Source organism: Dactylosporangium sp. NPDC049525 (assembly GCF_040676755.1).
Taxonomy (GTDB): Bacteria; Actinomycetota; Actinomycetes; order Mycobacteriales; family Micromonosporaceae; genus Dactylosporangium.
On sequence record NZ_JBFAPO010000003.1, the window covers coordinates 372,810 to 398,456 of the forward strand.

Genomic DNA, 25,647 nt, shown 5'->3' on the forward strand with positions numbered 1-25,647 from the left:
GATGCTAGGAGCCCCCCGGTCAGTGGATGGCCGTGGGGGTATGGCCGACGTCACCTAATGGACTAGGGCATAATGCCTTGCCGTTCGTATGGTTGGGGCCATGACCGTACAGGCCGGCAACGCCCTCACCGCGCGCTGGGCGGCCGCCGCCGACGCCCCGGCCGTCTTCTCCGGCGCGGGGGTCTATCCGCTGCTGGCCCTGCTCGCGGGGGTCGCGTCCGGCCCGGCGCGCGACGAGCTCCTGGCCGTCGCGCCGTCGCCCCTCGACCTGCCGGACACCGACGGGGTGCGCTCGGCGCTGGGCGTCTGGACCCGCCACGACCTGCCCCTCAACCCCGCCTGGACGGCCGGGTCCCAGCTGAGCGGCGACCCCGCCGTCGACCAGCCGCGCCTGGACGCGTGGGCCGCCGAGCGGACCGGCGGGCTCATCCCGGCGATGCCCGTCGCCGTCGACGAGGACACCGGCGTCGTGCTCGCCTCGGCGCTGTCGGTGCGCACCGAGTGGGTCCAGCCGTTCGACGACGGCATCCTGTCCCCCGCCGCCGGGCCGTGGTCGGGCCGCCGGCTCGCCGGTCTGCACCGCAGGCACGCCGCCGCCGACGCCCTGTCGCCGCTGCGGGTCCTCGCCGCCCCCGGCGGTCCGGTCACCCTGCTCACCGTCGCCGGCCGGAACGAGATCGACGTGCGGCTCGCCATCGGCGCCGGCGACGCCGCCCCCGGATCCGTCCTCGCCGCCGGCATCGACGGCTGGGCCCGCTCGTCGCCGTCGACGCACGGACCGGGCGTCACCGCCGAGGAGGTCGACGCCACCGACCCCGCACCCGAGCTGATGGTGAGCCTGCCGTCGTTCGACGTGTCCGCGAGCCACGACCTCCTCGCCGAGGCCGGCCTGTTCGGGCTGCGCACCGCGTCCCGCGACGGCACGTTCCCCGGCATCAGCCCCGTCGACCTGGTCGTGTCCAGCGCCCGCCAGCAGGCCGTGGCCTCGTTCACCGCCCTGGGCTTCCGGGCCGCGACGGTCACGTCCCTGGCCATGCACCCCCTGGCGTTCCAGCCGCCCCGGACGCGGCGGCTGCGGGTGACGGTCGCGTTCGACCGGCCGTTCGGGTTCTTCGCCGTGCACCGCCCCACCGGTCTCGTCCTCGTCGCCGGCTGGGTCACGGACCCCACCGGCTGGCGGCCGTGACCCAGAATGCCCACATGACGTCCGGAACTCCCGCCGCGAACACCCTCACCGCGGCGTGGGCCGCCACGGTCACCGGCCCGACGGTGCTGTCCGGCGCCGGCGTGTACCCGCTGCTGCACCTCCTCGCCACCGCCGCCGCCGGCCCAGCCCGCGACGAGCTCCAGGCGGTCGCGCCGGCGCCACTCGCGCTGCCGGTCGGCGACGCGGTGCGGGCCGCCGTCGGCCTGTGGCCCCGCGCCGGCGTGCCCCTCAACCCGGCCTGGCAGGACCTCGTCGCCGGCGTCCTCAGCGGCGACCGGGCGCCCCTGGACGCGTGGGCCGCCGAGCAGACCGGCGGGCTCATCCCCGCCATGCCGGTCCAGGTCACCGGCGACACGCTGCTGGTGCTCGCCAGCGCCCTGACCGTCACGACCACCTGGGAGCAGCCGTTCACCGACGGCCTCCTGAGCGGCGGCGCGGGGCCATGGAGCGGGGCGTGGCTGGCCGGCCTGCACCGGTTCCAGGCCACGACCGACCCGGTCGCCGTGGTCACCCCCGCCGCGGGCGCCCTCGCCGGCCGTCCGCTGACCACGGTCACCGTCCGCGGCGGCGACGGGATCGACGTGGTGCTGCTGCTCGGCGAGCCCGGCGCCGCCGCGGGTGACGTCCTCGCCGCCGGCATCGAGACGCCGCGCACGGCGCCGGGGGCCCTGTGGGGGCCCGGGATCAGCGTCGGCCGCGGCGGCGGCCCGCCCGGGCTGTTCCTGCAGCTACCGCGCTTCACCGTCGACGGCGGGCACGACCTGCTCGCCCACGCCGCACTGTTCGGCCTGCGCACCGCCACCGACGCCGGCCGCGGGCACTTTCCCGGCATCGGCCCGCAACCCCTGGCCGTGTCGCAGGGCGCGCAGGCAGCGACCGCCTCGTTCACCGCGCTCGGGTTCCGGGCCGCCGCGGTCACCGCGCTCGGCACCAGGGCCGGCGGGCGCATGCCCGAGGACCACGAGCAGGTCCACGTCGTGCTGGACCGGCCGTTCGGGTTCCTGACCGTGCACCGGCCGACCGGCCTCGTCCTGTTCGCCGGCTGGGTCGACGGGCAGGCCGTCCGCGCGCCGAACGGCACCCGGCTCTGAACCGGTGCCCGCATCAGCGACAATTCCGGCATTCGACGCGGTCCGCGTCACCGGCGCACTGACGAGCGTCACCGTCCGCGGCTGCGACGACATCGACGTGGTGCTGCTGCTCGGCCCCGGCGGCACCGCACTGCGGCTGCCCCGGTTCACCGTCGACGCCGGACACGACCTCCTCGACCAGGCGGACCTTCCTCACCGTGCACCGCCCGACCGGTACACGCCCCCACCTGAGCCGCGACATACTGCTCGCATGCGCAGGATCCTGGCGGCGGTGACGGTCCTGGCCGCCGTGGCGGGCTGTGCTCCCGGCGGCCTTTCCGCGGCGGCCGACCGCTCCTGGACCGCGGTGGCCGCGGGACCACTCTCAGCGCGGCACGACGCGCTCGGCGTGTGGGACGGCCGGCGGTTCCTCGTCGTCGGCGGATCGGCGGACCTGCCGTGCCCACCCAACGCGGACTGCGCGCCGGGCCCCGCCCTGACCGACGGCGCCGCCTACGACCCGGCGAGCGGCACCTGGCAGCCGATCGCCGCCGCACCCACGCCGCTGGGCCCCGGCGACCAGCTCGTCGCCGCCCAAGGCCGGGTCTACGCGCTGACCCGGGACGCGGCCTTCCTCGTGTACGACGGCGCCGCGTGGACGAGGCTTCCGCCACCGCCGGGTGCGGGGCAGCTGCTCGACGCGGGCGGCACGCCGGTGGTCGTGGCCGGGACCGACGAGCACGGCGCGACCGTGGACGCCGCGTTCGACGCCGCGACCGGCGCGTGGCGGGTGCTGCCCGACGACCCGCTCGGCCCGTCGTTCAACCGCATCGCGGTGTGGACCGGTGACCGGCTGCTGCTGGCCGCGGAGGACCTCGTCCCGGACCCCGGCGCCACCAAGCCGTCACTGGTGCGGCTGGCCACGCTCGACCCGGCGCTGACGACGTGGGCGGCACCCACCGGCACCGAGCTCCTGCACTCCAGCCTGGCGGTGGCGGCCGGCACGGTCGTCTGGACCGGCACCGGCCGCGCCGACGGCGGGCAGGTCGGCAACTGGGGCCGCTCCTATCCCGAGGGCGGCATGCTCACCGTCGCCACCGGCCAGTGGCGTCCCCTGCCGCAGCCGCCGCGGCCGGCCGGTCCGCTGCCGATCGACCCGGCGCTGAGCACCGGCGGCCGGGTCACGGTCGGCGGCCACCTGCTCGACCCGGCGACCGGCGGCTGGCTGCGCCTGCAGGACCCGCCCGGCGGCCGCCGCCTCGCCGCGACCCTGGTCGCCGGGCCCGACATGGTGTTCGTCTGGGGTGGCGCGGTGGAACGCGACGCCGGGACCAACCTCGGCGACGGCCACCTGCTGCGGGTCTAGACCGGCTCGTCCGTGGGGCGGCGCCAGCGGGCCGGGATCTCGCCGCGGGCCTGCATCTCCTTCCACTTCGCGAACGGGTCGTAGTCGACCTCCAGGGGCTCCTGCTCCGGGCGGTCGGCCTCGGGGACGTGCACGAGGTTGAGCCGGATGCGGGTCCACAGGCTGTTGATGCCGCGCATCGAGTCGACGAGCACGTCGGCGGGCTCCAGCAGCGGCCACACCGCCGGGTGCCGGGCCTTCCACCGCTCCAGACCCTCCAGGGCCTCGTCCTTCGTCGCGGCCCGGGCGATCTCGATCAGCGGCATGCTCGGCGCGCGGCGGCCCGTGCCCTTCTTCGCCGGCGCCTGCTTCTTGTACGTCGCCGCGAGCTCCAGCAGCGCCGTCAGGTCGCCGCGGGCGTCCTCGATGCCGGCCCACGCGTCAGTGCCGGTTTGCAGGCGGCCCGGCACGGACTCCATCGTGTACGCCGCGGGGTCGCACCCCGGCACCTCGTCCCAGGTGAGCGGCATGGAGACGCGGGCCTCCTCGGAGGGGCGCACCGAATACCCGGACGCCGTGGTGTGATCCTTCGCGTTCTGGTTGTAGTCGACGAAAACGCCGTGCCGCTCCTCCTTCCACCAGGCGCCGGTCGCGATGTCCGGGGCGCGGCGGGCCACCTCCCTGGCGAAGCCCTCCGCCGCCCGGCGCACCTCCGCGAACGTCCAGTTGGGGTGGATCCGGGCGTACACGTGGAACCCGCGCGAACCGGAGGTCTTCGGCCAGCCGACCAGCCCGTGGTCGGCGAGGACGTCCCGCGCGACGAGCGCCACCTCGACGACCTGCTCCCACGGCACGCCCGGCACCGGGTCCAGGTCGATGCGCAGCTCGTCGGGGTGATCGACGTCCTCGGCCAGGACCGAGTGGGTGTGCAACTCCAGGCAGCCGAGGTTGACGACCCACGCGAGCTGGGCGGCGTCACGCAGGACGACCTCCTCGGCGGTGCGGCCCGACGGGTACCGCAGCTGTGCCGTCTCGATCCACTCGGGGCGTTTCTCCGGCGCCCGTTTCTGGAAGAACGCCTCACCTTCGATGCCGTTGACATACCGCTTCAACGCCATCGGCCGCCCCCCGGCGCCGCGCAGGGCACCGTCGGCGACGGCGATGTAGTAGCGGACGACGTCGAGCTTGGTGCGGCCGGATTTCGGGAAGTACACCTTGTCGGGGTTGGTGACGGTCACCTCACGCCCGGCGACCTCGAGGACTTCCTTGCTGCTGCTCGCCATAGGCGAACCCTACTTGTCGGCGGTCGGATCCTCGCCCCGATCGAGGGCGTCCCAGAGCTCGGTCTGCGGGGCCTTCGTTGTGGTCTTGTCGGTGTGCCCGGCCTGCGGCCGGTCGTAGCGGGCGCTCATCTCCGGCCAGGTGTCGCTGTACCGGATGGTGAGCGCCCCCGCCGCGACGACGACCGCCGCCGCGACGATCGTCAGGACCGGCCAGCCCACGCCGATGCGGTGCCGCAGGGCCTCGATCACCGCACCGATGATGCCAATGCCGGCGACGGCGAGGAGTCCGCCGACGACGGTCCGCAACCGTCCTCTGGTCGCCAGGAGGGCACCGGCGCCGGCCAGGCCGACCGCCCCGAGCGCCGGCAGCCACGGCGACATCTCCGAGCCCGTGCGGTACTTCGTCGTCGGCGGCAGCGGCGACACCTGGTGCGTCATGATCGCGTCCCAGTTGCGGGTGGCGGCGAACAGCACGACCGCCGACGCGAGCGCGGTCGCGAGGGCCGTGACGGTCAGCCCCCTGCGTCCTTTCATCGGGCGGGCCGCAGGGTCTCGGCCGTCGCGATGGCGGCGAGGACGGCGGCGGCCTTGTTGCGCGTCTCCGCCTCCTCCGACAGCGGATCGGAGTCCGCGACGATGCCGGCGCCGGCCTGGACGTACGCCATCCGGTCCCGCATGAGCGCGGTCCGGATCGCGATCGCCGTGTCCATGTCGCCGCCGAAGCCGAAGTAGCCGACGACACCGCCGTACAGGCCGCGCCGGGTCGGCTCGAGCTCCTCGATGATCTCCATCGCCCGGACCTTCGGCGCCCCGGACAGCGTGCCCGCCGGGAACGTCGCCGCCAGGGTGTCGAACGCGGTCCGGTCGTCGTTGAGCTCGCCGACCACGGTGGAGACGATGTGCATGACGTGGCTGTAGCGCTCCACGGTCATGAACTCCGGCACCTCGACCGTCCCCGGTTTGCAGACCCGGCCCAGGTCGTTGCGGGCCAGGTCGACGAGCATCACGTGCTCGGCGCGCTCCTTCGGGTCCGCGAGCAGGTCCGCGGCCAGGGCGTTGTCCTCCTCCGGCGTCGCACCCCGCCACCTGGTGCCGGCGATCGGGTGCAGCAGCGCCCGCCGCCCGTCGACCTTGACGTGCACCTCCGGTGACGAGCCGACCACGTCGAAGCCGTCGAAGCGCAGCAGGTACATGTAGGGGCTCGGGTTCGTGGAGCGCAGCACCCGGTACACGTCGATCGGGTCGGCGTCGGTGGCCCGCTCGAAGCGCTGCGCGACCACGATCTGGAAGCACTCGCCGGCCCGGATCGCCTCCTTCGCGACCTCGACCGCCTTCGGGTAGCCACCGGCCGGCGTCCGGCTGACCACGTCACCGGGCCCGACCCGGTCCACTGTGGACACCATCGGCGGCGTCGGCCGGGACAGCGCCGTCGTCATCGCGTCGAGCCGGCCGATCGCCTGGTGGTACGCCGCGGCGACGGTCGCCTCGTCGGCGCCTACCTCAGGCAGGACGGCGTTGGCGATGAGCAGCGCCGCGCCCTCGAAGTGGTCCAGGGCCACCAGGTCCGTCGCCAGCATCATGCCGAGCTCGGGCTGCCCGAGATCGTCGACCGCCAGTTCCGGCAGCCGCTCGAAGCGCCGCACTGCGTCGTAGGACAGGAACCCGACGAGCCCGCCGGACAGCGGCGGCAGGTCGAGCCCCTGCAGGTCCGCGTCGTCGGCGGTCAGCGCCTCGATGGTCATTCGCAGCACCTGCGTCGGGTCGCCTTCGACGGGTACGCCGGCGGGCGGGTCGCCGAGCCAGTGCGCGCCGCCGTCCCGCTCGACCAGGGTCGCCACGCTGCGTACACCGATGAAGCTGTAGCGCGACCAGACCGCACCCGCGGCACCCGCGCCCTGCTCGGCGGATTCCAGCAGGAACGTGCCCGGCCCGCCGGCCAGCTTCCGGTACACCCCGACCGGCGTCTCCCCGTCGGCGAGCAGCCGCCGCGTCACCGGCACCACCCGGCGCTTCCTGGCAAGCTCACGGAACGTCGACTCGTCCGGCGACACCGCTCCTGTCGTCACTGTGCGCTCTCCAAGCTCAGCGGGGTGTAGAAGCAGCTGTGGTTGCCCGTGTGGCAGGCGGCGCCGGTCTGCTCGACCGTCACCAGCAGCGTGTCACCGTCGCAGTCGATCGCCACCGACCGCACGTGCTGGACGTGACCGGACGTTTCGCCCTTCACCCAGTACTCGTTGCGGCTGCGCGACCAGTACGTCGCCCGCCCCGTCGTCAACGTCCGATGCAACGCCTCATCGTCCATCCAGGCCAACATCAACACCTGCCCGGTGCCGTGCTCCTGCACGACCGCGGGCACCAACCCGGCCTCGTTGCGAAGCAAACGGTCCGCGACTTCTGGATCAAGGTTCGACGACACAACCGTAATTCTCCCGCACGGCCCTCTCTCGTCGGTTTGGGGTCTATGGCTGGTCGTGTTTGCGGAGTACCTTGACGGTGCGCCGCACGGAAGTCTGGGCGGTCGCTCATCCCTCCCCGCCTGCCGTCGGCCGACCCTCCTCGCCCGGGGGTCCCGCCTGCCGTTGGCTTGGCGGCACCGGGCCGGGCGCCGTTTGGCCTCCCGGCGTCCGCGACCCCAGCGCTGAGCCCACAGCAGTCTGAACGGGTGGCCCCTCCCCCCGTTCCGACCGAGCGGACGGAGGACCCGCCATGCATCCCAACTTCACCCCGCCGAACGACCAGTCGAGCCCCTCCCCGGAAGTCACACCCCCACCGGGCGTACCCGAGCAGCGCCAGCCCGTCGAGGACATCACCCCACCCGTCGAGGCCACCGCCGCCGCTGAGGCCGACACCCTCACCGACCCCGCCGACGTCCTCACCGACGAGCCGGCCGCGGAGGTGGTCACCGAGGCGGACGCCGAGCCTGCCCTCGCGGACACCGACGCGATCACGGTCGCCGTGCCGGACGACATCTCCGACATCGTCGGCCCGGCCACCGAGGACGCTTCCGCCTCCACCGACGAGGAGCCGGCCGCTGGGGTCGACGCAGACGCCGCCGAGTCCTCCCCGACCGCCGACCTCCAAGCGACGGACACCCTCGAAGCCGAACCCCTCGAAGCCGCCGAGACAGCCGAAGAGCCGGAAGCCGTCGAGACGGTCGAAGAGCCAGTGGCCGTCGAAGAGCCGGAAGCCGTCGAAGAGGTGGAGGCGGGCGAAGAGCCTGGGGCCGTCGAAGCGTCCGAGGCCGTCGAAGCGCCGGAAGCCATCGAAACGGTCGAAGACGCCGAGGCAGCCGAAGAGCCGGAGGCCGTCGAAGCGTCCGAGACGGTCGACGAGCCCGAAGCCCTCGACACGGTCGAAGACGCCGAGGCAGCCGAAGAGCCGGAGGCCGTCGAAGCGTCCGAGACGGTCGACGAGCCGGAAGCCATCGACGCGGTCGAGGAGGCGGAGGCCCTCGAAACGATCGAGCCTGAAGCCGTCGAGACGGTCGAAGAGGCGGAGGCAGCCGAGGAGCCGGAAGCGGTCGAAGCGTCCGAGGCGGTCGACGAGCCCGAAGCCCTCGACACGGTCGAGGCGATCGACGAGCCAGCAGCCGTCGAGGAGACCGAGACCGCAGAGCCCGAGGCCCTCGAAGAAGTCTCCGCCGAGGAGGCCGCCGTCGAGAACGAGCCCGCCGCGGAAGCCGACACCGTAGAGGCTGAAACCGCAGAGCCCGAGGCCCTTGAAGAGGTCTCCGCCGACGAGACCGCCGACGACGACGAGGAGCCCGCAGCGGAAGCGGCCGTCGAGGACGAGGTTGCCGTCGAGGAGCCAGCCGCCGAGTCGGAGTCCGACGAAGAGCCCGAGGCAGTAGTCGACGAGACCACCGCCGACGACGAAGCGGTCGCCGACGAACCGGAAGCTGTCGCCGACGAAGAGCCCGCCGAGGACGAGCCCGCCGCCGAAGCAGTCGCTGAAGAGCCCGAGGCCCTCGAAGAGGCCGCTGCCGACGAGGAGCCCGCCGAGGACGAGGAGCCCGCAGCGGAAGCGACCGTCGAAGACGAGGCTGCCGCCGAGGAGCCAGCCGCCGAGGCCGAGTCCGACGAAGAGCCCGAGGCAGTAGTCGACGAGACCACCGCCGACGACGAAGCGGTCGCCGACGAACCGGAAGCTGCCGCCGACGAAGAGCCCGCCGAGGACGAGCCCGCCGCCGAAGCAGTTGCTGAAGAGGCCTCCGCCGACGAGCCGGAAGCGGTCACCGAGGACGAGTCCGCCGAGGACGAGCCCGCCGCCGAAGCAGTCACCGAAGACGACGCATCGGTTACCGACGAGCCTGAAGCCGAGGCCGCCGTCGAAGCCGAGGCCACCACCGAGGACGAGGCCGCCGAGCCCGAAGCCGAGGCCGCGGTCGAGGAAGAGTCGGCAGCCGCCGAGGACGAGCCCGAAGCCGAAGCCGCCGCCGACGACGACGACACCGCCGAACCCGAAGCCGCTGCCGAAGACGCCGTCGCGGAGGACGCGGTCGCGGAGGACGCGGTCGCGGAGGACGCCGTCGCAGAGGACGAGCCGGCCGCTGAAGCCGACGTGGCCGGCGACGACGAGCCGGAGGCCGAGGCAGCGTTCGAGGCCGAAGCCGAGGCCACCGAGGACGCGGACGGAGACGCCGCCGAGGACGTCGTGGCGGAAGCCGGCGACGAGGCCGACGCCACTGCCGAGACGGACGACGAGCCGGACAGCACCGAGCCGGCCGCGGAGGCGGAGACTCCCGCCGATGTCCTGGCCGACGCGATCGACGCCGGCGTCGACAACTCCGACGAAGCCAGCACCGACGACGTCAACCTGGTTGCCGACATCGACGAACTGACCGCCGAGCCCGAAGCAGAAGCGGACGCCGAGGTTGCCGAGGCCGAGGTTGCCGATGCCGACGCTGAGGTCGCCGAGACCGACGCCGACGCCGAGGTTGCCGACGCCGACGCTGAGGTCGCCGAGACCGACGCCGACGCCGACGCCGACGCTGAGGTTGCCGACGCTGAGGCCGACACGGACGAGGCCGCCGCCGAACCCACCGCCGACGCCGAGGTCGAGGACGCAGCGGCAGAGGTCGAGGCGAGCGACGACGAAACCCCCGCCGATGTCCTGGCCGACGCGATCGACGCCGGCGTCGACAACTCCGACGAAGCCACCGCCGACGACGTCAACCTGGTTGCCGACATCGACGAGCTGACCGCCGAGCCCGAAGCCGAGGCAAGCGACGAAGCTGAGGCAAGCGACGAAGCCGACGACGAGCCGGCCGCCGAAGCCGCTGCCGCCGACGAGGACGCCGAAGCCACCGACGACGAGCCCGCAGCGGAAGCCGACGCTGAGCCGGCCGCCGAAGCCGACAGCGACGATGACGACGAGTCCGACGACGACACCGACGACGAGCCGGCCGCCGAGGCGACCGACACCGACGACGATGAGGACGAGGACGACGCGCCCGTCGCAGAAGCGGCCGCCGACGACGACGACGAAGACGTGGACGAGGTCGACGAGGAGCTCGAGTACGCGGCCGCCGCTGCCCTCCCGCTCCGTCCCGGTGACATCGCCGAGCAGCGGATCGTGTTGTGGAAGCCGAAGCGGGCGGACAAGTTCCGTTCGCGGCTGGTGAAGGCGGAGTCGAAGTTCGTCGACGACCCGGTGAAGGCGCTGACGCGGGCGTCCGCGGTGGTGAGTGACGCCATCGAGACACTTGCCGAGAAGTTGCAGGAGCAGCAGCTCGCGATCGACCCGCACCGGTCGTCGAAGAACCCCGACACCGAGGCGCTGCGGGTGGCGTTGCGGCAGTACAAGGAGTTCCTGGAGCGCGTGCTCGCGCTCTAGCCACCAACCCAGCAAGGCGACAACGGGGCGGACCGGTCATCGGTCCGCCCCGATTTTCGTGTTTGACGCACGTCCAAGATTTCATCTACCGTTGAGTTCATCAACCGTTGAGTTATTTCCCTGACCGGAGGAATCGAAGATGACCAACGCGATCGAGGTGGAACACCTCGTCATCGCGCGCGGCAAACGGCGGGTGTTGCACGACTTCACCTGCTCGGTGCCCAGCGGGAGCGTCACGGGGTTGCTCGGACCGAGCGGCAGCGGCAAGACCACGTTCATGCGCGCGGTCGTCGGCGTGCAGAAGATCGTCAGTGGCACGGTCACGGTGCTGGGGCACCCGGCCGGGTCGAAGCCGCTGCGGGACAAGGTGGGCTACCTCACGCAGGCGCCGAGCGTCTACGCCGACCTGACCGTCAAGGAGAACGCGCGATACTTCGCCTCGCTGTACGGGCTGGGCGCCGCCGAAGCCGACGCGGCCGTGTCCGACGTGGGCCTGAGCCAGGCGAAGGACCAGCTGGTCGGGACCCTGTCGGGCGGGCAGCGGGCCCGTGCCTCGCTCGCCTGCGCGATCGTGAGCAAGCCGCAACTGCTGGTGCTGGACGAGCCCACCGTCGGGCAGGACCCGGTGCTGCGCAACGAGCTGTGGCAGCGGTTCCACGCCCTGGCGAAGGCCGGCTCGACGCTGCTGGTGTCGAGCCACGTGATGGACGAGGCGGGGCGCTGCGACCGGCTCCTGCTGATCCGCGAGGGGCTGCTCATCGCCGACGAGTCCCCCGCCGCGGTGCGGGAGCGGGCCGGCACCGACGATCTGGACGAGGCGTTCCTGCGGCTGGTGCAGGCGCAGGAATCAGTGCAGGAATCAGACAAAGAGAAGGTGGCCTGAGTCATGTCCGCTCGTTTGACGTTCGCGACCGCCGGCCGCATCCTGCGACAGCTCAGGCACGACCGGCGCACGATCGCGCTGATCATTGTCGTGCCGACGGTGCTGCTGACGCTCCTGCGCTACCTGTACGACACCAACCCGCTGCTGTTCGACCGCGTCGGCCTGATCATGCTGGGCGTGTTCCCGCTGGTGATCATGTTCCTGCTGACCAGCGTGGCGATGCTGCGGGAGCGGACCACCGGGACCCTTGAGCGGCTGCTCACCACGCCGATCGGCAAGGTCGACATCCTCGTCGGCTACGGCATCGCATTCGCCGTCGCCGCAGCGGTGCAGGCAACGATCGCGTCGGCACTCGCGTACCTCATCCTCGGCCTCGACACGCTCGGGCCGGCGTGGCTCGTCGGCGTGATCGCGGTCGGCAACTCGGTCCTCGGCATGGCGCTCGGCCTGCTGGTCAGCGCGTTCGCCAACAGTGAGTTCCAGGCGGTGCAGTTCATGCCGGCGGTGGTCCTGCCGCAGGTGCTGCTCTGCGGGCTGCTGCAGCCCCGCGACCAGATGGCCGGCTGGCTGCAGGCGATCAGTGACGTCCTGCCCATGTCCTACGCGGTACAGGCACTCACCGAGCTCGGCGCGCACACCGAACCTACCGGTGTCATGTGGCGGGACCTCGGCGTCATCGTCGGATGCGTCATCGTGGCACTCTTGCTCGGGGCAGCAACGCTCCGCCGGCGTACCCCCTGAGCGATCGGCACCACCAAGGACGGAAAGAGGCACATGGCACGCACCGGACGACGCCCCGGCAACCAGGACACCCGCCAGGCGATCCTGAGCGCCGCCCGCCAGGCGTTCGCCGAGCGTGGATACGACGGGGCGTCCATCCGCCAGATCGCCACCAGCGCCGGGGTCGACCCGGCGCTGGTGCACCACTATTTCGGCGCGAAGGACAAGCTCTTCCTCGCCACGATGGAAGCCCCGATCGACCCGGGCGAGCTGATCCCGAAGATCTTCGAGGCCGGCCTCGACGGCATCGGCGAGCGGCTCGTCCGCACGTTCCTGGGCGTGTGGGACTCACCTGCCGGCTCCTCGGCGGCGGCGCTGTTCCGCAGCGCGCTGCAGCACGAGTGGTCCGCACGGATGCTGCGCGAGTTCCTGGTGACCCAGGTCCTGCGCCGGGCGATCGGTCACCTGCAGCTCGACCCCGCCGAGGCCCCGCGCCGCGCCGCGCTGGTCGCGTCGCAGATGGCGGGCATCGTCATGGTCCGCTACATCCTGAAGGTCGAGCCGATGGCATCCATGTCGCAGGACGAGATCGTGTACAGCATCGCGCCGACGATCCAGCGGTACCTCACCGAGCCGCTGCACACGCCCGCACCGGTCGCCGGCGACTAGTCGTCGACGTCGGCGCAATGCACTCTGGCCTGCGGCGTCAGGAGCAGCCCGACCAGCCCGGCGGCGCAGCACATCGGCACCACCGCGAACGGCAGCGGCGCCGGTAGCAGCCATGTCAGCAGCGGCGCCATCGTGCCCACGAACGTCCAGAACACCAGGCTCGCCAGCCACGCCCAGTGCTCGCCCCGCTTGATCCGCGTACCGAGAAACACCAGCACCACGGCAAGCGGAAACAGGAACAGCACCGCGTTGAAGAACAGCACGAAGTCGAGGTATCCGGTGCCGCCCTGGTTGGCCGGATCGACCTGCATCCCGGACAGCAGCACCCCCAGCGCGGTGAGCGCAAGGGTCAGCATGACGCCGCCGATCGCATTGAACCCTGTCACCGCGACCCGGACCTGCATCGGCACGTATCGACGCCCCCCGGCTGGCACAACAGCCACTGTAGGTCCTGCGCCCCACGTCATCACCCTCGACGCGCGGCACCTCCATCGATCGCCGGCCCGCACGTGTACTCCCAGCGCCACCGTGCCGCCGAATCTTCGACAACCCGGTGGATCGGTGGTCGCCGGCGAACAGCAATCCGCCGGGTTTGTGGGAAGTCCCGCAAGCCCCACCCACGGAAGCCCCGATGCAAGGGCCGCCCAATACAAGCCTCCGCAAACCGCCCGGCACGAGCCCGCACTGCCTGCACGCCCTACCCGGCACGAACCCACGCCGCCCGCACCGCCCTGCCCAGCACAAGGCCACGCCGCCCTGCCCAGCACGGGCTCACGCTGCCCCGCACTGCATGAGCCCGCCCGACACAGGCCCCGGCAGCCCGCCCAACACAAGCACCGCAGCATCGCAGCCCGCACCGCGCAAGCCCCGCACGGCGTGCGGCGACCACGGGCTCCGCCGACACCGGCACGAACCGCCGACACAACGCTCCAAGGCCAGCCAGCCCCCTCCGCCGCTCGCCCATGGCGAACCCACGCAGCGAAATCACGCAGCGAACCCACGCAGCGAAATCGCACGGCGACCCGGCACAGCGGCCCCGCGGACCCAGCAGCCTCCGAGTCCCGAACCGGCCCAAACACGAACGCTCAGCACCCGCGAACCGCCGGCGCAACGCTCCAAGGCCAGCCGGCCCCCTCCGCCGCCGCCCACGGCGAACCCGCATAGCGACTAGCGCAGCGAAATCACGCGGCCACCCACAGCGCCCCCGTGGCGCCCCGCGGACCCGGCAGCCTCCAAGCCCGAACCGACCCAAGGCAGCCGGCCGCGACCAAAAGAACGCGACCAAAGGCATCGCGAACGATGGAAACGGTCAGCGGGTCTGTTCGAGCCAGGACGCGTACAGCCGGGCGTAAATCGAGTCCGCGTCGGTGACGAGCTCGGCGTGCGGCCCCCGCTGCACCACATGCCCCTTGTCCACGACGATGACCTCGTCGGCGCTCTGCGCGGTCGACAGCCGGTGCGCGATCGCGATCGTCGTCCGCCCCCGGGTCACCGCGTCGAGGGTGCGCTGGAGCCGGACCTCGGTCGCGGGGTCGACGGCGCTGGTGGCCTCGTCGAGCACGAGGAGGTCAGGGTCGGCGACATACGCGCGGGCCAGGGCGACCAGCTGCCGCTCACCCACCGACAGTGCCTCGCCGCGCTCGCCGACCTCGGTCTGCAGCCCGTCGCTGAGCCCGTCGACCCAGTCGATCAGGCCGAGCTCCGTGAACGCCAGCTCCAGGTCGACGTCGCTGAGGTCGGGCCGGGCGAAGCGGACGTTGTCGGCGACGGTCGCGTCGAAGAGGAACCCGTCCTGCGGGACCATGACGACGCGGCTGCGCAGCGACTCGAACCGCACCTCGGTCAGCGGCACCCCGGACAGCAGCACGCTGCCGGTGCTGGGGTCCATGAGCCTGGTCAGCAGCTTGGCGAACGTGGTCTTGCCGCTGCCGGTCTCCCCGACGACGGCGACGCGGGTGCGGGCGGTCACGGTCAGGTCGACGTCGGTGAGGACCTCGGGGCCGTCCGGATACGCGAAGTGCACGTGGTCGAACCGTACGTCGACCGCGCCCTCGGGCAGGTCCCGGCCGGCGGCGCCGGGGTCGGCGACGTCCGGTGACGTCTCGATGATGTCCAGGACGCGGCGCCAGCCGGCGATCGCGTTCTGTGCCTCGTTGAGCACCTCGGTGGCGACCTGCACCGGCTGGACGAACAGCGTGGCGAGGAACAGGAACGCGGTCAGCTGGCCGATGCTCAGCTGCCCGTCGACGCCGAGCAGGGTGCCGATGACGATCACACTGCCGAGCGCGAGCCCGGCCGCGAACTCACCGAAGCTCATGCTGATGACGTTGTTCGTCTGCGCGCGGAACTGGGCCCGGCGGCTGCGGTCGATGGCCGTGTCGAGCCGCTCGGCGGTGCGGTGCTGCACGCCGTAGGCCCGCACGACGGGGGCGCCGACGACGCTCTCCGCGATCGCGCCGAGCATCGCGCCGATGCTCTCCCGCACGTCGAGATAGAGCACGCTGAGCCGGCGCTGGAAGTGCCGCACGACGATGACCAGCGGCGCGAACGCGACGATGACGACCAGCGTCAGCTGCCACGAGTAGAAGAACATCACGGCGGTGGTGACGATCAGCTGCCCGAGGCTGATCAGGAAGATCAGGCCGCCGAACTGCAGGAACTGGCTGATCTGGTCGACGTCGCCGGTGACCCGGGAGACCAGCGCGCCGCGCCGCTCCGACTGCTGGTGCAGCATCGACAGATCGTGGATGTGCCGGAACGTGCGGGTGCGGATGCCGGCGAGCGCCGTCTCGCTGACGGTGAACAGCCGCACGTTCATCATGGCCGCGCTGAGCATCGTCAGGAACAGCACGCCGGCGGTGATCGACACGATGACGGTGAGCATGCCGACGTCGGGCCCGCCGGGCGCGCGCAGCCCCTTGTCGATGCCCTGCTGGATGGCGACCGGGATCGCGACCCGGCCGGCGGTGGCGAGCACGGCGAGCCCGAGCGTGCCGGCCAGCCCGGTGAACAGCTCCGGCGACAGGCTCAGCCCGCGCCGCAACACCCCCGGCTTGGCGACCTCGGTCCCCTTGGCGTCCAGAACCGTGGTCATGCGGTCACGCTCTCCTCGTCGTCGAAGACGTGCTCCCGTTCCTTCTCCGCCTCGGCCTTCTCGTAGGCCGTGACGAGGTCGGCGTAGCCGGGGACGGTGGCGAGCAGGTCGGCGTGGGTGCCGCGGGCGGCGACCCTGCCCCGCTCCAGGTAGACGACCTCGTCGGCGAGGGCGATCGTGGCCCGCCGATACGCCACCACGAGGATCGAGGCCTGCCGGTCGTCGTCGCGACGCAGCGCGGCGAGGATCGCCGCCTCGACGCGCGGGTCGACGGCGCTGGTCGCGTCGTCGAGGACCAGCAGTCGCGGCGCGCCGGCCAGGGCCCGGGCGATGGTGAGCCGCTGCCGCTGCCCGCCGGACAGTGACGTGCCGCGCTCCCCGACCTTCGTGTCGAGGCCGTCGCCGAGCTGGCCGACGAACCCGTCGGCCTGGGCGAGCCGCAGCGCCGACCAGGCGGCCTCGTCGTCGACGGGGTCGCCAGCGGCGGTGCGCCGGTCGAGCGTCACGTTGCCCCGCACGGTGTCGTCGAAGACGAACGGCACCTGGGCGACCAGCGCGACGGTGCCGACGAGCGCCTCCTGGGTGAGCTCGCGGGCGTCGACGCCGTCGAGGCGGACCGCGCCGCGGTGCGGGTCGACCAGGCGGGCGGCGAGACCGGCGACCGTCGACTTGCCGGAGCCGGTCGAGCCGACGAGCGCCACGGTGCGCCCGGCCGGCACGTCGAACGTGACGCCGCTGAGCACGTCGGCGCCGCGCTCGCCGTCGGCGCCGGCATAGGCGAAGTGGACGTCGTCGAAGCGCAGCGCGGCCGGTTTGTGCAGCTCCGGCAGCGCGGTCGAGCCGTAGACCATATCGCCCTCGGCGTCCAGCACGTGCCGGATCCGCTCCCAGCCGACGACGCTGCGGGGCAGCTCGGCGAGGACCCAGCCGATGGCCCGGACGGGGAACGCGAGGACCGTGAACAGGAACGCGACGCTGACCACCTCGGACACGTCGACCGCGCCCTGCCGGAAGCGCAGGCCACCGACGACGAGCACGGCGAGGGTGCCGATGCTCGGCAGCGCGTCGAGCACCGGGTCGAACGCGGCCCGGACCCGCCCGACCTGGATCGTGGCGTCGCGCAGCTCGACCGTCTTGGCGGAGAACCGCTCGGTCTCGGCGGCCTCCCGGCCCATCGTCTTGACCACGAGCGCGCCGTCGAAGCTCTCGTGCGCGACCGCGCTCACCTCGGCCCGCAGCTGCTGGGCTCTGGCGACGCGGGGCGCCATCCGGCGCGAATAGGCGACGTTGACCCCGAGCAGCGTGGGGAAGATCGCGACGCCGACCAGCGCGAGGGCCCAGTCGGTGGCGAAGAGGGAGACGATCGCGGCGACGAGCATGACGACGGTGCCGACCGCCATCGGGAACGGCGCGATCGGATACCACGCGGACTCGACGTCGGCGTTGGCATTGGACAGCAGCGTGCCGGTCGCGTGCCGCTGGTGCCACTCGAGGGGCAGCCGCAGGTAGCGCCGGGTGACGGCCTGCCGGTAGCGCGCCTGGAGGCGGAACTGCATCGCGCCCGCGCCGAGCCGGCGGCCGAAGATGCCGATGATCTTGCCGAGGCTGACCGCGAGGATCGCGACGCCGCCGAGCAGCAGCGTGCCGAACGTGACGTGCCGCTCGTCGATCGCGGGCAGGGCGATCTCGCCGACCACCCAGCCGGAGACGAACGCGGTGGCGATGGTGAGCAGGCTGAACACCACGCTGCCGACGACCGAGATCGCGAACATGTGAGGCTCGTCACGAACGGCCCGGCCGAGCACCCACAGCCCCTTGAGGAGCACCTTGCCGCTGGTCACGTTCCGCCCTCCGTAGCATCCGGCCGGTAAGTCGCCCCGACCGTCTGCAACCTTACCGACGGGGTACGACAGAAACCGGCCCCGACGGAACCCCGCTAGCGTTACGTGCATGACTTCCTTCGCCCGGGCCGAACGCCTGGCGCTCGCCGACACCCTCCTCGCCGCCGGTCCCGACGCACCGACGCTCTGCGACGGCTGGACCACCCGCGACCTCGCCGCGCACCTCGTGCTGCGGGAGCGCCGCCCGGACGCGGCCGCCGGCATCCTGATCACGGCGGTGAAGCATCACACGAAGAAGGTCCAGGACCGCCTGGCCGCGGGCGACTACGCGGCACTGGTCGACAAGGTCCGCAGGCCGGCCCTGTGGGTGCGCCCGACCTTCGCCGACGAGGCCGTCAACATCACCGAGTTCCTCGTCCACCACGAGGACGTGCGCCGCGCCGTGCCGGGCTGGACCCCGCGCACCCTCGACGCCGCCTACGAGCAGGCGCTCGCCGGCCGCGTCAAACAGTCGGCGCGCCTGTCGACCCGCCGCTTCCCGGCCGCGATCACGGTCCAGCCGCAGCACGGCACACCGTTCACCGTCGGCAAGGGCGGCGACGCGCTGCACGTACACGGGAAACCGTCGGAACTGCTCCTGTTCTTCACCGGCAGGCAGTCGGAAGCGGACGTCACCGTGACGGGTCCGGACGCCCTCGCGGACAAGCTCAAGGGTGCCCGCCTCGGATTGTGACGCGGCACACCCGCTGGGTCTTGAATCTGGTTCCAGATAAGGGATTGAGCATTCCACTACGTTTCGGTTTCGGGTCTAGCCGGTAACGCGACCAACCATTTACCCTCCAGTAACCGACGGGACGTGATGCCAGTCACCGTTACGTCCACGCCAGCCTCGGAGGCCTTCCACATGACCAAGCGGCTCGAACTGCCCTACCGCTCGATCCCGGACATGTTCCTGCACCGCGTGGCCGAGACCCCGGACAAGCGGGCGTTCGGCAAGCCCGCCGCCGACGACGCGGGCGACCCCGTCTGGCTCACCTGGCGCGAGGTCGACGCGCAGGCCCGCGCGATCGCGGCCGGTCTCACCACCCTCGGCGTGCAGCCCGAGGACCGCGTCGGCATCCTCGCCAACACCCGGCTCGACTGGATCCTCGCCGACCTGGGCATCATGCTCGCCGGCGCGGCCACCACCACGGTGTACCCGACGACCGAGCCCGAGGACGCGGTCTACATCGTCACCGACTCCGGCTCGAAGGTGCTGTTCGCCGAGAACGCCGCCCAGGCCGCCAAGGTCGACGGCGCCGACCTGCCCGACCTGGTCGCGATCGTGCTCATCGACGGCGTCCCCAGCGGCGCCGAGCAGAAGAAGACGCTGTCCCTGGCCCAGCTGGAGGAGGCCGGGCGCGCCGCGATCGACAACGACCCCGAGCTCATCGAGCGGATCGTCGCCGGCATCCAGGGCGACCAGCTCGCCACCCTGATCTACACCTCCGGCACGACCGGCCGTCCCAAGGGCGTCGAGCTGATGCACCTCGGCTGGGTCTGGCAGGGCTACACCCAGATGGACATGGGCCTGCTGACCGCCGATGACCTGCAATACCTGTGGCTGCCGCTGTCACACTCGTTCGGCAAGACCCTGCTGTGCGGGATCGTCTACGTCGGGCTCCCCACCTACGTCGACGGCCGCGTCGACAAGCTCATCGACAACCTCGGCAAGATCCAGCCGACGATCATGTGCGCCGCGCCCCGCGTCTTCGAGAAGGTCTACAACCGGGTCGTCACCGGCGCCCAGGCCGACGGCGGCGCCAAGTTGAAGATCTTCACCTGGGCGGTGAAGGTCGGCAAGCAGGCCTCCGCGGAGCGCCTCGCCGGCCGCCAGCCCGGCGGCATGCTCAAGGTCCAGGCCGGCATCGCCGACAAGCTGGTCTTCAGCAAGCTCCGCGCCCGCCTCGGCGGCAAGATGCGCGCCATGGTGTCCGGCTCCGCGCCGCTGTCCAAGGAGATCGGCGAGTTCTTCTTCGCCGCCGGCCTGCCGATCCTGGAGGGCTACGGCCTGACCGAGACGTCCGCCGGCTCGTTCGTCAACCGGGAGGACGCGCCCCGCATCGGCACCGTCGGGCAGGCCCTCGGCGACCTCGAGGCCAAGCTCGACACCGACGGCGAGATCCTGCTCAAGGGCACCCCGATCATGCGCGGCTACCACAACCTGCCCGACGAGACCGCCGCCTCCTTCACCGACGACGGCTGGTTCCGCACCGGCGACATCGGCGAGTTCGACGCCGACGGCTACCTGCGCATCACCGACCGCAAGAAGGACCTGATCAAGACCTCCGGCGGCAAGTACGTCGCGCCGAGCCACATCGAGGGACTGTTCAAGTCGGTCTGCCCGTACACCTCCCAATGCGTCGTCGTCGGCCAGGCCCGCAACTACGTCACGATGCTGGTCACCCTCGACCCCGACGCCATCAAGGGCTGGGCGGACGGCACCCCGCTCGCCGGCAGGTCCTATGACGAGATCGCCGCCTCACCCGAGGCGCACGCCCTCGTCGAGGGCTACGTCAAGGAGCTCAACGCCAAGCTCAACCGCTGGGAGACAGTGAAGAAGTTCACCATCCTCAGCCGCGACCTCTCCATCGAGGACGGCGAGCTCACACCGTCGCTCAAGGTCAAGCGCCGCGTGGTCGAGAAGTCCTTCGCATCGGACATCGACCGCATGTACGCGGGGTCGCTCGCCGAACTCTGATCACACCCCACAGTGTCATGGCCTCCGGGATCCGCCACCCCGGAGGCCATGACGCTTTCAGCGCCAAACGCAGCGCCAAACCGCATGGCTCCGGTCCGTCGTGGGCGCGACCGCCGCTCCCGTCAGCCACCGGTCAGGCCTTGACGGCCTTCCCTGCCACCTCCGCGCACAGTTGCGCCGCCGCGACCTGCCGGCCGCGACAAACCCGCGGCCGTGACCGGCCGCGACGCGACCTGCCGGCCGCGAACACCCCGAAGCCAGTTGACCTTGGAGACTTTGACTGCCTATAACCAGTCAAAGTCTCCAAGGTCAACTGGTCGGCTCAGGCGACGACGACCGGGGACGACCAGGCGTGGCGGCGCGGGCGGTCCAGGTCCGCGCGGGCGGCGGCAAGGCGGCGGACCGCCTCGACCAGATCGGCTTCCGGCAGCGTGTACGGCAGCCGCAGGAACCGCTCCATCGTCCCGTCCGCACCGAACCTCGGCCCCGGCGCGACCCGCACCCCGAGCTCCTCCGCGGCCCGGGCGAGGGCACTGGACACCGGCGCGTCCAGCTCGACCCACAGCACCATGCCACCGCCCGGCAGCACGAACCGCCAGTCCGGCACCTCGGCACGCAGCGCGGCGGCGAGCGTGTCCCGGCGGGCCAGGAGCTGCCGGCGACGCGCGGCGACGATCGCCTCCCGGCGGCGCAGCAGCTGCACGGCGACGAGCTGGTCGAGCACCGGCGAGGCCATGTCGACGCCGACCCGGGCGGCGGCGAGCCGGGCGATCAGCGGCGCCGCGCCACGCACCCAGCCGATGCGCAGGCCACCCCAGTACGGCTTGCTCATCCCGCCGATCGTGAGGACCCGCGCGCTGCGGTCGAACGCGGCCACCGACGGCGGCATCGTGACATCGTCGAGGGCAAGGTCGACGAACGACTCGTCGATGATCAGGTCCGTGCCGGCGGCGTGCGCGGCGGACGGCAGCCGCTCCCGCAGGGCCGTCGGCATGAGGTGGCCGGTCGGGTTGTGGAAGTCCGGGATGAGGTACGCGACGCGCGCCTGCGCCGCCCGGACCGTCGACAGCAGCAGGTCCTCCTCCCAGCCGTCGGGGCCGATCGCGTAGGCGCTGATCCGGGCCCGGCTGGCGGTGAACGCGCTCAACGCGTTCGGATACGTGGGTGTCTCGACCAGGGCCCGCTGCCCGGGCGCGACGAGCAGGCGTAGCAGCAGGTCGAGGGCCTGCTGCACGCCGCCGGTGACCATGACCTGGTCAGGGTCGGTCGGCAGGCCCCGCTCGGTGTAGCACTGTGCGATCGCCTCCCGCAGCACCGGCAGGCCCATCGGCTGGTATCCGGCGCCGAGTGTGTAAGGGGCGAGGGCGGCGACCGCCTCGGTGGCGGCCTCGGCGAGCTCCGCGGGGGCGGGCATCGCGGCGCAGCCGAGGTCGATGAGGTCGGCGTCGTCGCTCGGCGTCCACAGTCCGGACGTGCCGACGCGGTGGCCGGCGGGCAGCGCGGTCCAGCTGCCGGCGCCGCGGCGGCTGCTGAGGTGGCCGCTGTCGCGCAGCTCACGGTAGGCGGCGGTGACCGTGGTCCGGCTGATGCCGAGCGCGGCGGCGAGCTCCCGCTCCGCGGGCAGCCGCACGCCCAGTGCCAGGCGGCCGTCGATGAGCAGGCCACGGACGGCGTTGGCGAGCACCACGTATTCGGGGCGGCGGCCGGCGGGGCCGCGGACGCCGACGGCGACCTGCCAGGCGTTGAGCATGCGGGCCAGTTGGGCGCCGCGGACGATCGCTGACAAGGCCAGTCCTCCTCAATTGGCTCTTTGCACGTGACGGATTGGCCTTAGGGTGGCATGCATGGACGCCCCAGGCAAGACCAATCCCATTCCCCTGCGTCACCGTTTCGGGCGTCGCTTCGTCCAGTTGCAGGCCGGTCTGCTGGTGTACGGGGCGAGCCTCGCCCTCCTCGTGCGGGCCCATCTGGGGCTGGACCCGTGGGACGTGTTCCAGCAGGGGATCTCCCGACATACCGGGCTGAGCTTCGGCACCGTGGTCTGCGCGGTCGGCGCGCTCGTGCTGCTGCTGTGGATCCCGCTGCGCCAGCGGCCGGGGCTCGGCACGATCAGCAACGTCGTCGTCATCGGCGTCGCCGCCGACCTCGCCCTGCGCGTCGTGCCCGACGCCGAGGCGTGGTGGCTGCGCGGCGCGCTGATGGTCGGCGGTGTGGTGCTCAACGCCGCCGCGACCGGCCTCTACCTCGGCGCGCGCCTGGGACCCGGCCCGCGCGACGGCCTCATGACCGGACTGTCGCAGCGCTTCGGCTGGCTGTCCATCCGGGTGGCCCGCACCTCGATCGAGCTGACCGTGCTCGCCGCGGGATTCCTGCTCGGCGGCACCGTCGGCGTCGCGACCGTGCTGTACGCGTTCGGCATCGGCCCGCTCACGCAGCTGTTCCTACCGGTGTTCGCGGTCCGGGACCCTGCGCCGGTGGCAGCGGCTCCCGCACTGGCCTGACGCGCACCGCGCCGAGCAGCACACCGCCGAGGATGGCGGCGCCGCCGGCGGCGTCGTACCAGTGGATCCGCTCGCCGAGCAGCAGCGCCGAGGACACGATGGCGAACACCGGGGCCAGCGCGGCAAACGGCGCCACCGTCCCCGCGTCGTAGCGGGCGATGAGCCGCCCCCACACGCCGAAGCCGAACAGCGTGCTGAGGTACGCGATGTACGCGATCGCGCCGACGGCCGTCAGGTCCAGGCCGGTCACGGTGTGCCAGACGGCGGCCGGCCCGTCGACGGCAAGGGTCAGCACCACCAGGGGCGGGGTCGCGACCGCGCTCACCCACACCATGAAGTTGAGCATGTCGGTCGCCTTCGCCTTGCGCATCGCGATGTTGGCCAGGCCCCAGGCCGCGCCGGCCGCGACGACCAGCAGGAACGCGCCGAGCGGCCGGTCCAGTCCGAGCTGCGAGGCGATCAGCACGATCCCCGCCCCGGACAGGGCGACCCCGGCGACGCGCCGCTTGCCCGGCCGGTCGCGCAGCAGTACCACGGCGAACACCAGCGTGAAGACCGCCTGGCTCTGCAGGACCAGCGCCGACAGCCCCGACGGCAGTCCGGCCGCCATCCCGGCGAACAGCAGCGAGAACTTCACCACGCCGAGCGCCACGCCGGTCGCGATCACCCACCGCCACGGCACCTTCGGCCGGCCGACCAGCAGCACCGCGGGCAGCGCCGCCACCCCGAAGCGCAGCGCGCAGAACAGCAGCGGCGACATGCTGGACAGCCCCACGTGGATGACCACGAAGTTCACGCCCCAGATGGCCGAGACGAGGATCGCCAGGGCGACGTCACGATGCTTCATGCGTCGATCGTCGGCGCAGTACATCGTGAAGCACCATCGAAAGGTTCTACAACTTCGTTGTAGCATCGCTTCATGCTTGACCTGCCGCGGCTCCAGGCGCTGCGGGCCGTGGCCACGTTCGGCACGGTCACGGCGGCCGCCGGCGCCCTGCACTGCACCCCGTCGGCGATCTCCCAGCACCTCGCGAAGCTCGAACGCGAGACCAGGAGCACTCTCGTGGAGAAGGACGGGCGCCGGTTGCGGCTCACCGAGGCCGGCCGGGTCCTCGTCGAGCACGCCGGACGGATCCTCGCCGTCGTCGAGGAGGCCGAGGCCGCCCTCGCCGCCCACCAGGAGACCGTGTCCGGGCACCTGAGCATCGCCTCGTTCCCGACCGCGTGCCGTGGGCTGCTGCCGCACACGCTGCGCAGCCTCGCCGTCGACCATCCGCTGCTGGAGCCGACCCTGCAGGAGAGCGACCGGGAGGCCGGCTTCGACGGCATCCTGCGCGGCACCATCGATGTGGCCGTCATCGACGAATGGCTCGACATGCCCGCCACGTATCCGGCCGGGGTGGCCAGCCTCGAGCTCGGCCTCGACGTCGGCGACCTGATCCTGCCGGTGGACCATCCCCTGGCCGCGGCCACCGGCGCCGTCGAGCTGGACGCGTTGCGCGGCGAGCGGTGGATCGCCTCGAAGCCCGGCACCGTCTGCCACGAGTGGCTGCAGCGGATGCTGCCCGGCGTCCGCGCGACGATCCTGGTCAACGAGTTCGAGACCCAGCTGACGTTCGTGGCCGAACGTCTCGGCGTCGCCTTCGTCCCTCGGCTGGCCCGCAGCACCCTCCCGCCGGGCGTCGTGGCCCGCCCGATCACCCCCGAGGCGGCCCGCCGCGTCAGCGTCGCCTGGCGCGCCGCGTCCGGCGGCCGCCCCGCGATCGGCGCGACCGTGACCGCCCTGCGCGAGGCCTGGTCACACCGCGACCACTGGGCCGGCGACCTGTCCATTCACGTCGTATAACCGCAGCTCAGCACCGGTTCCACCGGATGATCGTTCACTCACTCGATTCATTTCTGCGCGTTTCGCCGGCGCCCCTTACATTGATGTCATGGCCATCTTCGGACGCACCCGCACAGCCACCGGCGCAGGCGTCCTGGCGACGCTGCTCCTGGTCCTGATCTTCGGCAACCAGATCTTCTCAGAATGGGCAGACCGCCACGCGAACACGAACACGGTGTGGGGCTGGTTCCTCAAGCTGCTCACCTGGCCACGCTGGTGGCTCGTCCCCCGCGACGACTCCGGCAACGCCGCCCGCGAACTGCTCGCCAACGACCTCAAGGCCCTCCTGCTGGTCCTGTTCACGGCCCTGATCCTGGCGGTGGCCGGCCGCTCCATCGTCACCGGCGGCGGCGCGTTCATCCTCGGCTGGGCGGCCCTGATCTTCGGCGCGGCACTCGCCGCCTTCGCCACCGACTTCATCACCGCCCACCCGACCCTGCTGAGCGCGTTCGCCGCCGCCGCGGCCGCCGCCGGCTACGGCCTGTTCGTCGGCTGGATCGTCGGGATCGCCGTCACCACCGGCAAACGCGGCGACTAGCTGTCTCCGGGCGCGGGCTGCTCCGAGCTCCGGCTA

21 protein-coding genes are annotated in these 25,647 nt (G+C 72.2%); 12 read left to right on the plus strand and 9 right to left on the minus strand.

Annotated elements, in window-relative coordinates; all coding sequences use genetic code 11:
- The first annotated feature begins 100 nt into the window (after nucleotides 1–100).
- The 3 genes from AB0K00_RS08470 to AB0K00_RS08480 are packed head-to-tail and all read left to right on the plus strand — an operon-like array spanning nucleotide 101 to nucleotide 3,643.
- Nucleotides 101–1,186 carry a serpin family protein gene (locus AB0K00_RS08470; protein WP_363517401.1) on the plus strand — a complete coding sequence of 362 codons (1,086 nt, stop codon included), beginning with the start codon at nucleotides 101–103 and terminating at the stop codon, nucleotides 1,184–1,186.
- Nucleotides 1,187–1,200: 14 nt separating this feature from the next.
- A complete protein-coding gene (locus AB0K00_RS08475; RefSeq protein WP_363517404.1) occupies nucleotides 1,201–2,298 on the plus strand; it encodes a serpin family protein in 1,098 nt (365 codons plus the stop codon).
- 4 nt (nucleotides 2,299–2,302) lie between these two features.
- Nucleotides 2,303–3,643, plus strand: a complete 1,341-nt coding sequence (locus AB0K00_RS08480; protein ID WP_363517407.1) for a hypothetical protein — start codon at nucleotides 2,303–2,305, stop codon at nucleotides 3,641–3,643.
- On the opposite strand, the gene ligD is transcribed toward AB0K00_RS08480, so the two are convergent.
- From ligD to hisI, 4 genes are read right to left on the minus strand one after another with little or no spacing between them, the layout of a single operon-like run.
- Entirely contained in the window at nucleotides 3,640–4,905 is a 1,266-nt protein-coding gene (gene ligD, locus AB0K00_RS08485; protein ID WP_363517409.1) for a non-homologous end-joining DNA ligase, read from the minus strand. The genes AB0K00_RS08480 and ligD overlap by 4 nt on opposite strands.
- A 9-nt stretch (nucleotides 4,906–4,914) precedes the next feature.
- On the minus strand, nucleotides 4,915–5,439 hold the full coding sequence (locus AB0K00_RS08490) for a Trp biosynthesis-associated membrane protein (RefSeq protein ID WP_363517411.1): 525 nt from the start codon (nucleotides 5,437–5,439) through the stop codon (nucleotides 4,915–4,917).
- Entirely contained in the window at nucleotides 5,436–6,971 is a 1,536-nt protein-coding gene (locus tag AB0K00_RS08495; RefSeq protein ID WP_363517414.1) for an anthranilate synthase component I, read from the minus strand. Before AB0K00_RS08495 ends, AB0K00_RS08490 begins: the two co-directional genes overlap by 4 nt.
- A complete protein-coding gene (gene hisI / locus AB0K00_RS08500; protein ID WP_363517417.1) occupies nucleotides 6,968–7,321 on the minus strand; it encodes a phosphoribosyl-AMP cyclohydrolase in 354 nt (117 codons plus the stop codon). Before hisI ends, AB0K00_RS08495 begins: the two co-directional genes overlap by 4 nt.
- A 290-nt stretch (nucleotides 7,322–7,611) precedes the next feature.
- Here hisI and AB0K00_RS08505 point away from each other — a divergent pair, with 290 nt between their 5' ends.
- The 4 genes from AB0K00_RS08505 to AB0K00_RS08520 all read left to right on the plus strand — a co-directional run bounded on the left by AB0K00_RS08505 (nucleotide 7,612) and on the right by AB0K00_RS08520 (nucleotide 13,012).
- Complete coding sequence (locus AB0K00_RS08505; protein ID WP_363517420.1) at nucleotides 7,612–10,740, plus strand: hypothetical protein; 3,129 nt, start codon at nucleotides 7,612–7,614, stop codon at nucleotides 10,738–10,740.
- Between the two features lie 139 nt (nucleotides 10,741–10,879).
- Nucleotides 10,880–11,623 (plus strand): ABC transporter ATP-binding protein, encoded by a 744-nt coding sequence (locus AB0K00_RS08510; RefSeq protein ID WP_363517423.1) that lies wholly within the window; start codon nucleotides 10,880–10,882, stop codon nucleotides 11,621–11,623.
- A gap of 3 nt (nucleotides 11,624–11,626) precedes the next feature.
- Complete coding sequence (locus AB0K00_RS08515) at nucleotides 11,627–12,364, plus strand: ABC transporter permease (RefSeq protein ID WP_363517426.1); 738 nt, start codon at nucleotides 11,627–11,629, stop codon at nucleotides 12,362–12,364.
- A gap of 33 nt (nucleotides 12,365–12,397) precedes the next feature.
- The gene (locus tag AB0K00_RS08520) at nucleotides 12,398–13,012 is read left to right on the plus strand and encodes a TetR family transcriptional regulator (protein ID WP_363517429.1); all 615 of its coding nucleotides are present in this window, start codon (nucleotides 12,398–12,400) and stop codon (nucleotides 13,010–13,012) included.
- On the opposite strand, the gene AB0K00_RS08525 is transcribed toward AB0K00_RS08520, so the two are convergent.
- The 3 genes from AB0K00_RS08525 to AB0K00_RS08535 all read right to left on the minus strand — a co-directional run bounded on the left by AB0K00_RS08525 (nucleotide 13,009) and on the right by AB0K00_RS08535 (nucleotide 17,932).
- Nucleotides 13,009–13,446, minus strand: a complete 438-nt coding sequence (locus AB0K00_RS08525; protein ID WP_363517432.1) for a hypothetical protein — start codon at nucleotides 13,444–13,446, stop codon at nucleotides 13,009–13,011. The genes AB0K00_RS08520 and AB0K00_RS08525 overlap by 4 nt on opposite strands.
- A gap of 875 nt (nucleotides 13,447–14,321) precedes the next feature.
- The gene (locus AB0K00_RS08530) at nucleotides 14,322–16,106 is read right to left on the minus strand and encodes an ABC transporter ATP-binding protein (protein WP_363517435.1); all 1,785 of its coding nucleotides are present in this window, start codon (nucleotides 16,104–16,106) and stop codon (nucleotides 14,322–14,324) included.
- Entirely contained in the window at nucleotides 16,103–17,932 is a 1,830-nt protein-coding gene (locus AB0K00_RS08535; protein WP_363517651.1) for an ABC transporter ATP-binding protein, read from the minus strand. The genes AB0K00_RS08530 and AB0K00_RS08535 overlap by 4 nt, the downstream gene beginning before the upstream one ends.
- A gap of 124 nt (nucleotides 17,933–18,056) precedes the next feature.
- On the opposite strand from AB0K00_RS08535, the gene AB0K00_RS08540 reads away from it, so the two are divergent.
- Both AB0K00_RS08540 and AB0K00_RS08545 read left to right on the plus strand, forming a co-directional pair.
- A complete protein-coding gene (locus AB0K00_RS08540; protein WP_363517437.1) occupies nucleotides 18,057–18,680 on the plus strand; it encodes a TIGR03085 family metal-binding protein in 624 nt (207 codons plus the stop codon).
- 171 nt (nucleotides 18,681–18,851) lie between these two features.
- On the plus strand, nucleotides 18,852–20,687 hold the full coding sequence (locus AB0K00_RS08545; protein WP_363517439.1) for a long-chain fatty acid--CoA ligase: 1,836 nt from the start codon (nucleotides 18,852–18,854) through the stop codon (nucleotides 20,685–20,687).
- A gap of 322 nt (nucleotides 20,688–21,009) precedes the next feature.
- Here AB0K00_RS08545 and AB0K00_RS08550 read toward each other — a convergent pair whose 3' ends face one another.
- Entirely contained in the window at nucleotides 21,010–22,473 is a 1,464-nt protein-coding gene (locus tag AB0K00_RS08550; protein WP_363517441.1) for a PLP-dependent aminotransferase family protein, read from the minus strand.
- Nucleotides 22,474–22,531: 58 nt separating this feature from the next.
- Between AB0K00_RS08550 and AB0K00_RS08555 the strand changes: the two genes are divergently transcribed.
- On the plus strand, nucleotides 22,532–23,188 hold the full coding sequence (locus tag AB0K00_RS08555; protein WP_363517443.1) for a hypothetical protein: 657 nt from the start codon (nucleotides 22,532–22,534) through the stop codon (nucleotides 23,186–23,188).
- On the opposite strand, the gene AB0K00_RS08560 is transcribed toward AB0K00_RS08555, so the two are convergent.
- Entirely contained in the window at nucleotides 23,115–24,035 is a 921-nt protein-coding gene (locus AB0K00_RS08560; RefSeq protein WP_363517445.1) for an EamA family transporter, read from the minus strand. The genes AB0K00_RS08555 and AB0K00_RS08560 overlap by 74 nt on opposite strands.
- Before the next feature lie 72 nt (nucleotides 24,036–24,107).
- Here AB0K00_RS08560 and AB0K00_RS08565 point away from each other — a divergent pair, with 72 nt between their 5' ends.
- Nucleotides 24,108–25,034 (plus strand): LysR family transcriptional regulator, encoded by a 927-nt coding sequence (locus AB0K00_RS08565; RefSeq protein ID WP_363517447.1) that lies wholly within the window; start codon nucleotides 24,108–24,110, stop codon nucleotides 25,032–25,034.
- Nucleotides 25,035–25,122: 88 nt separating this feature from the next.
- On the plus strand, nucleotides 25,123–25,611 hold the full coding sequence (locus AB0K00_RS08570) for a hypothetical protein (RefSeq protein WP_363517449.1): 489 nt from the start codon (nucleotides 25,123–25,125) through the stop codon (nucleotides 25,609–25,611).
- Nucleotides 25,612–25,647: the final 36 nt, after the last annotated feature.

Bases quoted from the DNA above. Each gene is read 5' to 3' on its own strand.
- AB0K00_RS08470 (WP_363517401.1), top strand. From the start codon at position 101: ATGACCGTACAGGCCGGCAACGCCCTCACCGCGCGCTGGGCGGCCGCC.
- AB0K00_RS08475 (WP_363517404.1), top strand. From the start codon at position 1,201: ATGACGTCCGGAACTCCCGCCGCGAACACCCTCACCGCGGCGTGGGCC.
- ligD (WP_363517409.1), bottom strand. From the start codon at position 4,905: ATGGCGAGCAGCAGCAAGGAAGTCCTCGAGGTCGCCGGGCGTGAGGTG.
- AB0K00_RS08490 (WP_363517411.1), bottom strand. From the start codon at position 5,439: ATGAAAGGACGCAGGGGGCTGACCGTCACGGCCCTCGCGACCGCGCTC.
- AB0K00_RS08505 (WP_363517420.1), top strand. From the start codon at position 7,612: ATGCATCCCAACTTCACCCCGCCGAACGACCAGTCGAGCCCCTCCCCG.
- AB0K00_RS08510 (WP_363517423.1), top strand. From the start codon at position 10,880: ATGACCAACGCGATCGAGGTGGAACACCTCGTCATCGCGCGCGGCAAA.
- AB0K00_RS08515 (WP_363517426.1), top strand. From the start codon at position 11,627: ATGTCCGCTCGTTTGACGTTCGCGACCGCCGGCCGCATCCTGCGACAG.
- AB0K00_RS08520 (WP_363517429.1), top strand. From the start codon at position 12,398: ATGGCACGCACCGGACGACGCCCCGGCAACCAGGACACCCGCCAGGCG.
- AB0K00_RS08530 (WP_363517435.1), bottom strand. From the start codon at position 16,106: ATGACCACGGTTCTGGACGCCAAGGGGACCGAGGTCGCCAAGCCGGGG.
- AB0K00_RS08540 (WP_363517437.1), top strand. From the start codon at position 18,057: ATGACTTCCTTCGCCCGGGCCGAACGCCTGGCGCTCGCCGACACCCTC.
- AB0K00_RS08545 (WP_363517439.1), top strand. From the start codon at position 18,852: ATGACCAAGCGGCTCGAACTGCCCTACCGCTCGATCCCGGACATGTTC.
- AB0K00_RS08555 (WP_363517443.1), top strand. From the start codon at position 22,532: ATGGACGCCCCAGGCAAGACCAATCCCATTCCCCTGCGTCACCGTTTC.
- AB0K00_RS08560 (WP_363517445.1), bottom strand. From the start codon at position 24,035: ATGAAGCATCGTGACGTCGCCCTGGCGATCCTCGTCTCGGCCATCTGG.
- AB0K00_RS08565 (WP_363517447.1), top strand. From the start codon at position 24,108: ATGCTTGACCTGCCGCGGCTCCAGGCGCTGCGGGCCGTGGCCACGTTC.
- AB0K00_RS08570 (WP_363517449.1), top strand. From the start codon at position 25,123: ATGGCCATCTTCGGACGCACCCGCACAGCCACCGGCGCAGGCGTCCTG.